This window comes from Sphingomonas sp. NFR04 (assembly GCF_900114095.1).
Lineage (GTDB): Bacteria > Pseudomonadota > Alphaproteobacteria > Sphingomonadales > Sphingomonadaceae > Sphingomonas.
Genome location: NZ_FORV01000009.1, coordinates 115,980 through 126,743 on the forward strand (window position 1 = coordinate 115,980; position 10,764 = coordinate 126,743).

9 protein-coding genes are annotated in these 10,764 nt (G+C 66.9%); 2 read left to right on the top strand and 7 right to left on the bottom strand.

The features are described from left to right. Window positions 1-4: 4 nt before the first annotated feature. The gene (locus BM009_RS20525; protein ID WP_093299080.1) at window positions 5-736 is read right to left on the bottom strand and encodes an SDR family oxidoreductase; all 732 of its coding nucleotides are present in this window, start codon (window positions 734-736) and stop codon (window positions 5-7) included. Window positions 737-924: 188 nt separating this feature from the next. Between BM009_RS20525 and BM009_RS20530 the strand changes: the two genes are divergently transcribed. Continuing rightward, window positions 925-1,821 (top strand): AraC family transcriptional regulator, encoded by an 897-nt coding sequence (locus BM009_RS20530; RefSeq protein WP_093299257.1) that lies wholly within the window; start codon window positions 925-927, stop codon window positions 1,819-1,821. Between the two features lie 96 nt (window positions 1,822-1,917). Here the strand turns inward: BM009_RS20530 and BM009_RS20535 are convergent, their stop codons facing one another. From BM009_RS20535 to BM009_RS20555, 5 genes are all read right to left on the bottom strand, one after another. Then, window positions 1,918-2,850: an N-acetylglucosamine kinase gene (locus BM009_RS20535; protein ID WP_093299083.1), complete on the bottom strand. Its 933-nt coding sequence runs from the start codon at window positions 2,848-2,850 to the stop codon at window positions 1,918-1,920. Next, on the bottom strand, window positions 2,847-3,986 hold the full coding sequence (locus tag BM009_RS20540) for an SIS domain-containing protein (RefSeq protein WP_093299085.1): 1,140 nt from the start codon (window positions 3,984-3,986) through the stop codon (window positions 2,847-2,849). Before BM009_RS20540 ends, BM009_RS20535 begins: the two co-directional genes overlap by 4 nt. Then, a complete protein-coding gene (locus tag BM009_RS20545; RefSeq protein WP_093299088.1) occupies window positions 3,979-5,262 on the bottom strand; it encodes a D-tagatose-bisphosphate aldolase, class II, non-catalytic subunit in 1,284 nt (427 codons plus the stop codon). Before BM009_RS20545 ends, BM009_RS20540 begins: the two co-directional genes overlap by 8 nt. A gap of 69 nt (window positions 5,263-5,331) precedes the next feature. Next, window positions 5,332-6,243, bottom strand: coding sequence for a DMT family transporter (locus tag BM009_RS20550; RefSeq protein WP_093299091.1), 912 nt, complete (start codon window positions 6,241-6,243; stop codon window positions 5,332-5,334). Then, on the bottom strand, window positions 6,240-8,321 hold the full coding sequence (locus BM009_RS20555; protein ID WP_093299093.1) for a glycoside hydrolase family 36 protein: 2,082 nt from the start codon (window positions 8,319-8,321) through the stop codon (window positions 6,240-6,242). Before BM009_RS20555 ends, BM009_RS20550 begins: the two co-directional genes overlap by 4 nt. Before the next feature lie 136 nt (window positions 8,322-8,457). Here BM009_RS20555 and BM009_RS20560 point away from each other — a divergent pair, with 136 nt between their 5' ends. Beyond that, window positions 8,458-9,561, top strand: a complete 1,104-nt coding sequence (locus tag BM009_RS20560) for an amidohydrolase family protein (protein ID WP_093299096.1) — start codon at window positions 8,458-8,460, stop codon at window positions 9,559-9,561. 50 nt (window positions 9,562-9,611) lie between these two features. Here BM009_RS20560 and agaR read toward each other — a convergent pair whose 3' ends face one another. Continuing rightward, complete coding sequence (gene agaR, locus BM009_RS20565; RefSeq protein WP_093299098.1) at window positions 9,612-10,406, bottom strand: transcriptional repressor AgaR; 795 nt, start codon at window positions 10,404-10,406, stop codon at window positions 9,612-9,614. Between the last annotated feature and the right edge of the window lie 358 nt (window positions 10,407-10,764).

Below are 10,764 nucleotides of genomic sequence, written 5' to 3' on the forward strand. Positions count from 1 at the left end.
CCCGTCAGATCGTCGAGCGCACCGACCGGACGATCAGCGTATTGACGTCCACGTCGGCCGGCTGCTCCACCGCATAGGCGATGGCGCGCGCGATCGCGTCCGGGGTTAGCGCGATGGCGCGGAAGTCGATCATCGCCTGGGCCGCGACCGGATCGGTGATCGTATGGGCCAGTTCCGACTCCACCACGCCCGGTGCGATGATGGTGACGCGAATGTCGTCATGCTCCATGCGCAGCGCCTCGGAAATGGCGCGCACCGCATATTTGGTCGCGCTGTAGACGCCGCAGGTCGGCCACACGGCATAGCCGCCGATCGAGGCGATGTTGACGAACTGGCCGCTGCCCTGGCCCTTGAAGCGGGGAAGTGCCGCGGCGATGCCGTGGAGTACGCCGCGGATGTTGACGTCGATCATCCGGTCCCACTCGTCGACCTTGAGGCTGTCGAAGCGCGACAACGGCATCAGGCCCGCATTGTTGACCAGCACATCGACCCGGCCATGCTCGGCCTCCGTGGCGGCGATGAACGCCTCGAAATCGGCACGATCGGTGACATCGAGCGACCGGAAGGCGACCGTACCTCCCGCCGCGTTCAGTTCCTCTGCCAGCGCGGCGAGCCGGTCGGTTCGACGCGCACCCAGCATCAGCTTCGCGCCGCGCGCCGCCAGCAGCCGCGCCGTGCCTTCGCCAATGCCGCTGCTGGCGCCGGTAATCGCGATGACCTTGTCTTCGATAGCCATGAAAGTCACTCCGGTTCAGGCGGACCGACCCATCGATCCGATGTCGTGTAACTGGCGCCATCTGGGCGCGAGGCGGTAGAATGGTCGTGCGGAATGATTGCACGATATTCCAGATCCCGGCCGAAGGGCTGGATCGTCTCCCATCACCCGTGTAGGTTTACGGCTTGAACGAGGAGGGAAACGCGTTGGTGAGGCATCTGGGGCTGGCGGAGCAGATTGCCCAATATGCCGTGCAGGACGGCATCTTCGACACGTCCATCGCTCGCCTTGCGCTGGTACGCTCGGGCCGGAGCGGCGAGCCGGTGCACATGGTGCAGCGACCGGCGCTGTGCATCATCGCGCAGGGGGGCAAGCGCGTGCTGCTGGGCGACGCGGTGATCGACTATGGCCCCGCCAGCTATCTCGTCGCCTCGCTCGACCTGCCGATCACCGGCGCCGTGACGCAGGTGAGCACGGACGCCCCCTATCTCTGCTTCTGCCTCTATCTTGACCCCGCCCTTTTGTCGGAGATCGCGCTGAGCCTGCCGCCCCTGCCGGCCACCGCGGAGGATAGCGCCGGAATGACGCTACACCCGATGACGCCTGAACTGATCGACGCGGCGACCCGGCTGACGGCGCTGCTCGGCGATCCGGCCAACGCACCGCTGCTCGCGCCGCTGATCGAGCGGGAATTGCTGGTACGGCTGATGACCGGCCCGGGCGGGCCCGTCCTGCGTGCGATCGCCAGCGGCGAAAGCCGCACCGGTCAGATCGCCAAGGCGATCGCCTGGCTCAAGGCCCATTTCCGCGAGCCGTTCAGCGGGCCGCATCTTGCTGCCCTGGCCGGCATGAGCCTGTCGAGCTTCCATGACCATTTCCGCCGCGCCACCGCCATGACCCCGCTGCAATATCAGAAGCAGCTGCGGTTGCAGGAAGCGCGGGCGCTCATGCTGGCAGACCGGCTCGACGCGGCGGAGGCGGGCTTCCGCGTCGGATATGACAGCCCTTCCCAGTTCAGCCGCGAATATCGCCGCCTCTTCGGCGACCCGCCCCTCCGCGACATCGGGAAGTTGAGGGCGACGCCCCAGATGACGATCGCCATTTGAGGCAGGCCCCATGCCGCCCCCGCGCGGCGCCCGTCGGTACGCCCCGATCATGCCCCTGACCGCCTTCTCGTGCGAAGCGTAGAAGAGCTCGGTCCGTCAAGCGGCGGTGCGGCACCGCAACGCCGCGTACAGCGCGGCCCCGACGCCAGGCTCGTGCCGCGGGGGTACCACCGTATAGCGTCCGAGACTTGCGAGGCTTGCAAGAAACGAGTGTCGGACTTCTTCCAGCTTGGTCAGGACGCCGCCAGACCAGGAGAGCAACACGTTCTCTTCCGCCGAAAAGCCCAGTTGCTCCCGCAGCGCCTGCGCGATTGCGGCCAGCTCTGCGCCAGCACGGTCAAGGACCGCAGCTGCGTGAACGTCGCCGCTCCTCGCCGCCTGAGAGACGATCGGGGCAAGTCCGGCGATTGCGTCGCGGCCCATGCCGCGTTCGCCCATGATGCGGGCGCAAATGTCCAGATCACTGCCCAGCTCGAGCGCATCGCGGAACGCCTGCCACAGCGCCGTTCTGGCGAGGCGCCCGTCGCTCATGCGGGTGAACAGGTTAAGTCCCTGTATCGCGATCCAATAGGCCGAGCCTTCGTCGCTGAACACTTCGCCCCAGCCCCCGGCACGCGCCTTGCGACCTTGCCGCTCGCCATAGCCGATCGAGCCGGTACCGGCGACGAGGTTGATGCCGTCCTCGCAGGCAAGCGAGCCGGCCCAGCCGCACACCATGTCATTGTCGCAGGCATAGCGATCATGGCCCAGCAGCCTGCCACACGCGGCGGCGAGCAGCGGATCCACCGCCCCGTCCTCGCCATACGCCGGAAGCCCGAAAAAGGCATGCCCCAGATCGCCGGGAGCGATCCCCGCCTGCCCGCACACCGCAGCGATGCCCTCCGCCAGCCGCGCCACCGCGACCTCCAGCCCGACCTGCAGATGGTAGGTCGTGCCCGTCAGCGCGCGGGCGACGACCTTGCCGCCTGCCTCGATAAGGACGAACTCGGTCTTGGTGCCGCCGCCGTCGACGCCGAGGAACAGCGTCATGCGGCCAGCGTGTGGATTCGCACGCCCTGCACGACGCGGTTCACCGTACCGGCGGCGTTGGGCTGGTCCGGGGTGCGGCCAAGCCGCAGCGAGCAGTGCAGACCGTAGAGCTGCGCGAAGACGATATAGGGAAAGAGCAGGTCCGCGTCGGGAAGGTCGGCAGCATGCTCCACCAGCAGCGTCTCGCCGCCGGTTTCCTGCGCGGCGATGACCAGCACCTCGCTGCAATGACCGTCCGCGCGCAGTTCCTCGATGATGTCGAGGTCATAGCGCCGCGTCAGCGGATCGTTGGAAACGAACACCACCACCAGCGTGCGCGGCGTGACGATCGTCTTCGGGCCATGGCGAAAGCCGAGCGACGAATCGAACAGCGTCGGCACGGCCCCGTCGGTGAGTTCCAGCAGCTTGAGCGCGGCTTCGCGGGCAAGGCCTTGGAACACGCCGCTGCCGAGATAGACGACACGCTCGAAGTCGCGCGCGGCGAGCGACGCCGCCACCGCTTCCGAGCGACCGAGCATCGCTTCCACGGCAGCCGCGATCGCCTCCACCCTCGCATGCATGTCCTGCCCGGTGAAGATGGACAGCGCCGCCAGCAGCATCGCGCTGAAGCTCGACGTCATTGCGAAGGCGCGGTCATGCGTTTCCTCGGGCAGCAGCACGACATGGTTGTTGCCCGAACTCCGCCGCGACAGGGCTCCCTCGGCGTTGCAGGTGATCACGAGGTGGTGGACCGAGGCGATGCGCGCATCCGCCAGTTCCACCGCCGCGATGCTTTCCGGGCTGTTCCCCGAACGGCCGAACGACACCATCAGCGTCGGCCGGGCGGCGTCGAGATACAGATGCGGCGCGCTGACGATGTCGGTCGTCGCCACCGCTTCCACGGGCCGGCCGAGCGTCGCCGACAGCCAGGGGGCGAGGCACTCGCCGATGAACGCCGAGGTGCCGGCGCCGCAGAGGATGATGCGCAGGTCGGGCTGGTCGAGCAGCGGCTGCACGAACGCCGCGATCTCGGCCTGATGTGCATCGAGCAGCGCCTGGGTCGCGCGCAGCGTGGCCGGTTGCTGGAGGATTTCGCGCCGGGTCCAGCTCTCCGGGCTGGCGGACGGCGGGGCGTCCGCCGGGATCGTGTCACGCATTGGGGTTGCAAGCTCCATGATAGGCATCGAGCGTCGCGCCGATCTGCGCGACGATGAGGTCCTTGGGGTCGCGCGTCGCCGTCCCGGCGCGCACCGCCGCATAGGCAACGGGCATGTACTGGCTCAGCAGCGGCAAGGGCGGCACGGCTTCGCGCAGATTGGCGAACAGCCGCGCCTGGGCGTCGGCGATCTCGGCGTCCGGCCAATAATAGCGGATGCGGTCACTCAGCGAATATTGCAGCTGGAGATCGAGAGCGTGGCCGGCGTCGTGATAATATTTGCGCCAGTTGTTCGGCTCGGCCTTCATCCGCGCGATCGCGGTGGCGCGCAGGTTGGCGCGCTTGTCCGGCGCGACCGTCTCCTGCTCGATCGCGTCCAGCGCCCATAGCGCTTCGCGCAGCGCGAAGGTGACGCCCGGGCCGACCTTCAGGATGGCGAAATGGTCGCGCACCAGCGCGGCGAGCGCGCCGGCGGTCTGATAGTCCGTCGAGTGCGCCTCGAACACGATATGATCGACCGGCACGATCGCATCGCTGAGCGCGATCGCGGCGGCGGGCTGATAGTCGACCACCTTCATGTGGTCGAACTCGACGCCCGGCTGGACGACGGTGGCGATCACCCGCTGCCAGGCATCCGCCAGCCCCATTTCCGCGAACAGGCTGCGGTGCATGTCGAGCGTGGCGAGCGCTGCATCGGGCGTGGTCACGGCGAGCGTCTCGAGATCCTCCGCCGCGCCGCCGGGCACCGGCACTTCGGTACCGATCACATAGACCGGCGCGTCGGTAGGATCGCCGGTAAAGGCATCCTCGGCGACCCGGCACAGCCGGGCAGCCCGCTCCGCGATGGTGCGCTCGGGCAGCGGCGTCGGATCGTCGGCGCAGGACATCGAGCAGTCCAGGTGGATCTTGGCGAACCCGGCGCGGACATAGTCGGCGATCATCACCTCCGCCTTGGCCATGGCCGCTTCCGCCGGCAGGCTGGTCCAGGCGTTGGGGCCGAGATGGTCGCCACCGAGCACGAGCCGCGCGCGCGGAAAGCCGACGCGGTCGGCAATGCCTTCCACGAAGGCGCGGAAGTCGGCCGGCACCATGCCGGTATAGCCGCCGTCCTGGTTCACCTGGTTGGACGTCGCCTCGATCAGCACGAGCGGTGTTTCGTTCCGTAGCGCATGGGCGAAGGTTGCTTCGATCACCAGCGGGTGCGCCGAGCATACCGACGTGATGCCCACCGGCGTTCCGCGCTTGTGCTCGGAAACGAGAGTTCGAATCAACTGCATCCTAGTCTCCTTTCCCTGCGATCTACGGCGATAAAGAATATAACGCAATAAAGAGATGGAAAACGAAACTTATGCATTTTCCGGCGCAAGGGGTTCGGCACCATCGGGCTCTACCGCCAGCAGCAGCGAGGCCGCCACGGCAAGCACGATGCCGACCAGCTTGATGGAGCCCGGCATGACGCCGAGCGCGACGAGGGAGATGATCGCCGTCGCGAGCGGCGCGCCTGCGTTGGTGAGCGGCGCAACGATGATCGCCTTGCCGTAGCGAAAGGCGAATACCAGCGTCAGCGCGCCGATCGCGTTGAGGACCTGGATCACCGCCGCAAGTCCCGGACCGTCCAGCCCATAGTTGATCGGCCGGCTGAAATCGGTGAGCGCCAGCGCGACCGGCACCAGCCCCAGCCCGGTCACCATCATGTAGAAGAAGATGCTCTCGCCCGACATGATGTGGTTGGCGGATTTCATGAAATAGGCCTGGAGCCCCCAGCACAGCATCACGATCAGTGCGAGCAGCAACCAGCCGCCGCCCTGCGCACTCCCGCCGGGCGCGAAATCGAAGGTGGGCAGCGCGAGCAGCGCCAGCACGATGCCGACGGCACCGAGCCGACCCGTACGCTCGCCCATGAACAGGAAGGAGAGCGCGATCGTCACTACGGGCGACAGCGAGATGACGGGGAAGATTAGATAGGCCGGCCCGCGCGTCACCGCGTAGAACAGCACCATCTGCCCCCCTGCCCCAAGCGCGCCGACGGCGAGGCCATAGGCGATGGCGCGCGGGTTCAGGTCCAGCTTCCACTTGGCAAGTGCGAGGACGATCAGCGCGGGCGGGATCATCGTCAGCGCCCAGACGCAATAGACCAGCGTCTCGGGAAAGCCGTGCTGCGGCGACAGGCCGGAGAACGCTCCCCAGATGCCCCATAGCAGCACCGTGGTCATCGCATTGAGCAGCCAGGCCCGGCCGGTGGCAGCAGGCGCGGTCATGCAACAGCCTTTCCGTCGAGGGGCGCGGTCTCGAGCACGAGGAAATGGGTGAAGCGCGCAGGCAGCATCGCTTCCGGGCCGCTGACGGTGCCGAGCGACTGGCCGGTGAAACTGTCGGTCACGCGGTGCCGCCCCGGGGGCAGCCCGCGCAGCGCGATGGGGCCCGACCAGCTATCGGCATAGAAGGCATAGTGCATGCGCCCGTCCTTGCGGACCGCATGGCCCTCGGGCTTGTCGAAGCCGATGTCATAGAGCCCGCCGAGATACTCGCCCTTCGGCAGCATGTTGGCGCGGTACAGCGCGATCCACTTGCGCCACAGCGCCTCCTTTTGCGGGTTCAGCACGATGCCGCCCGGCGGCAGCGGATCGGTGGTGTTCACCGGATCCAGCGGCCAGGTGAACTTGGTCGAGAGCACCGCGCCGATGCCGTAGTGGCTGGCGAAATCATCATGCCGGTCGCTCAGCTCGACATGGTCGCCGGCGAACGGCGCCGAGGGCCCCATCATCGCCTTGAACGTCTTGCCCTTGAGGCGAACCTGCCAGGACGAGGTCGGGTCCGAAGCGGGCGTGTGGTTCATGCCCGGCATGTTGTGGAAGGCGAAGGCATCGCCGCAGGGGCAGATTTCCATCACCGCATCGGGGTTGATCGAGATCGCCTCGTCGTAGAGCGCCTTCCAGAAATCCTGGAGCTTCTCGTAGGATTCCTCGGGCCGCTTGTGGTTGTGCGCGGGGTTGTAGCAGGGGGCGACGCCGTTGAGGTGCTGGCCGTCGAGCTTGAGCCCCTCGAACCCCCAGCCCAGGATGCGGCGGACCTGCGCCCGGAAATAGTCGACCACCGGCGGATAGGCCGGGCACAGCGTGAACGCATCCCAGAAGCTGACATTCTGCGCCGCGCCATTGCGATCGAGCAGCAGCATGTCGGGATGATCGCGCAGCAGATCGGTGCCCGGGTCCGCGGCGAGCGGCGCCAGCCACAGGCGCGGGCGCATGCCGGCCGCCCGGATCTTCGCGACGAAGGCTTTCATATCCGCGTCGCCGCGCGGGAATTTGTTGCGATCGAGCTTCCAGTCCCCTTCCGAGGTCTGCCAGCCATCGTCGAGCACCGTCCATTCGAGGCCGATCTCGCGCGCCTTGCCCATGGCCGTGAGCACCTCGGGAATCTTGAAGTCGCGCCCATAGCCCCAGGCGCACCACACCGGCGCGTAGCTCGGCTCGGGTATTGCGGGTGCGGCTATTCCGCGCTCTGCCATGAGGCGGCGATAGGCGTCCAGCGGGCGGAAATGGTCGCCGCCATGCACCATCAGGAACAGCGGCGGCAGCGCGAGCGTGCCGCCCGGCGGCAGCACCGCCGCTTCGTCTCCGGCAATGCCGATGCGCGTGCCGCTCGGCTGGCCGGCGACCGGCAGGGAGACGAGCCGCGGCACCGTATCGACATGGCCGACGGCCAAGCCGGCGTCGCGCCGCCACACGACCGCGACGGGCGTGCCGCCGCCATAGTCGGACGCATTCATCCCCATGAAATTGCGCTGCCCGGTACCCGGGCGGATCGGCTGCACCCAGTCGCGCCGGTCGGGATAGGAAGCGCCGGAGAAGCTCCACGCGCCGTCGGGATGCGCCAGCAGGTCGTGCGTCGCGGCCTGCCACCCCGCGACCGCGAGCGGCGCGGCGCCGGTGTTGCGATAGCGGATGTCGAGCAGCGCAAGACCCGGATAGGCGCTCAGGAACGTCACCGCGATCCGCTTTTCGATGCCGCCCTGCGCGGTGCCGCGCAGATGGTGGACGCGACCGCCGGGCACGGCCTCCTGGCTATGATCGACCAGCAGGAAGCGATCGACGATCCGCTGGTCCTCCAGCCGAAGCGCCTCGCCCGGCTCCATCGCGGTGAGTGCCTTGCCGCCCTTCGAAACGCGCGAGTGCATGCCGGCGTCGAACTCGAGGGTGAGCACCCCGTCGCCCAGCGTCAGGATCGGCGCCTCCTCGAGCGTGATCCGGGCAGAGGCAGGGGCGGCCACGACCAGCGCGGCGGTGCCCGACAGCCTCGCAAGGAGGCTGCGACGGGTCAGCGGGATATGGGACACGGAACGAACCTCTCACAAAACGCCGCTTGGCATGTTGAACATGCGGCTTTCACGGGAATGTGCCCGAAGGTTAGCGCTTGCGCAAATCAAAACGCAACATAGTGTAAAGTTCGTTACGTTTCGTTTGGAGAGTATCATGCGCCTTTCGACGAGTCTGATTCCCATCGCCGCGCTTGCGCTGGCCGGAGCGGCGCCTGCCCCCTCCACCTATAGCGAAGCGGATTTCGCCCGCGTCGCCAAGCTCGACGCGCACGTCCACGCCAATCGGGACGCGCCGGAGTTCCTCGCGATTGCCCGCAAGGACGGCTTCGAGCTGCTGTCGATCAATGTCGACTATCCCGATTTCCCGCCGCTCCCCACCCAGGCGGCGATCGCCTACAAGATGCATGCGGCCGATCCCAAGCGCTTCCACTTCGCCACCACCTTCTCGATGGACGGGTTCGGCGGCAAGGACTGGACCACGCAGGCGATGCGCCAGGTGGACGCCGGCTTCGCGCACGGCGCCGTCGCGGTGAAGGTGTGGAAGAATATCGGCATGATCGCCAAGGACACGGCTGGCAAGCGCGTGTTGCTCGACGATCCGCGCTTCGACGCGATCATGGCGCATATCCAGGCGCGCGGCGTGCCGCTGATCGCGCACCAGGGCGAGCCGAAGAATTGCTGGCTGCCGCTCGACCAGATGACGACGGACAATGACCGCACCTATTTCAGCGAGCATCCCGAATATTACATGTACCGCCATCCCGAAGAGCCCCGCTACGAGCAGCTGATGGCGGTACGCGACCGCTTCGTGGCGCGGCATCCGAAGCTCGCCTTTGACGGCGCCCATATGGCGAGCCTCGAATGGAGCGTGGACGAGCTCGCCAGCTTCCTCGATCGCTATCCCAACGCGGTGGTCGATCTCGCCGCGCGGATGAGCCAGGTGCAGGTCCAGTCCAACGCCAACCACGCCAAGGTGCGCAGCTTCTTTATCAAGTATCAGGACCGGCTGATGTACGGCACCGACCTGACCGACAGCCCGCCAGATCCCAAGGCGCGCGCGCAAAACCCGCCGGCGACCGGCAATTTCACCAAGGAAGCCGACGATGCCTGGCGTTCGGACTGGCGCTATCTGGCCACGCCGCTACCGCAGCATATTGCCGCGATCAAGGCCGAGGCGCCGGGGCTGGCACTGCCGCGCGCCGTCATCGACAAGATCTACTACGCCAACGCGCGGCGCTTCTTCCATTTGAAGGGGTGACCGCGTGTGCAACGGTCCGGCGGGCGAAAGGCCCTGCCGGACCGCGGCGCTCACGCTTCGTGGATGGTGAACCCCAGCCGCTGGGCAGCCGCATGGATGTCCGCCGGCACGTTGCGATCGGCGATGAGGTGGTGGATCTCCTCCACCGTCACGATCCGGTGGAGGCAGACCCGACCGAACTTGGAGACGTCGGTGACCGCGATCACCTCACGCGCGGCCTCGACCATCTTGCGGTTCAGCAGCGCCTCGGGCTCGTAATGGGTGGTGATGCCGCATTCGATGTCGAACCCATCGACGCCGAGGAAAAGCTTGTCGACGCGCAGATTCTCCAGCGCCGCCACGGTCTGCGCGCCGTAAAAAGCGCGGTTCTTCCGGCGCAGCATCCCGCCGAGCATGAAGATGTTCAGCCGCTCCTTGGCGGCCAGCACCGACAGGATGTCGAGATCATTGGTGAGGACCGTGATATCCTCGTCATCCGGCAGGAACCTGGCGATCTGCAGCGTCGTCGTACCCGAATCGAGCACGATCGACTCGCCGGGGGAAACCATCGAAGCCGCGAGCTTGCCGATGCGCATCTTCTCGTCGGCATGGCTGGACCGCTTGACCTCGACCGCCGGCTCGGCGGTCACGTTCACTGCATCGGCGCTGATCGCCCCGCCATAGGAGCGCTGCATCACCCCCCGCGTTTCGAGATAGCGCAAGTCCTTCCGGATCGTCTGCATCGAAACCCCGAAGCGTTTCGCCAGCGGCGCAACCTGCACGCTGCCCCGTTCGCGCACCATCGCGCTGATCTGCAGCCGCCGCTCGCTCGTATCGCGGACAACGCCGCCGTCTTCCTTGCCCACCTGTCTGTACCTATCGTCCTCGGCGTTGGCGCCGTTGTGCCTTCGTTATGTCCCGCGCGCCCTTGTCGGGGAAGCCGACAATTTCGCCTGCCCCGCCGCAAGGCCGCGTGCGGCAGCGCTCGCTTGCCGCAACGGTGGCTCGCCCACATTCTCGGATCTGCGCGGTTGAACAGCGAGCACGGTACAAAACGAACGGCCATGCCGCAATGGATCGCCCGGCAAATGTGGCGCCACCTGTGCCAGGGGAACGCACGTGCGGAATAATATGACGTTTCGTTTTAAAGCGTTTGACATCTTTCTTTCGTGCGAGGTAGCAAAGCGCAACAAAGCGATCGTTCAGTGGGTCGTGCTGACAGCT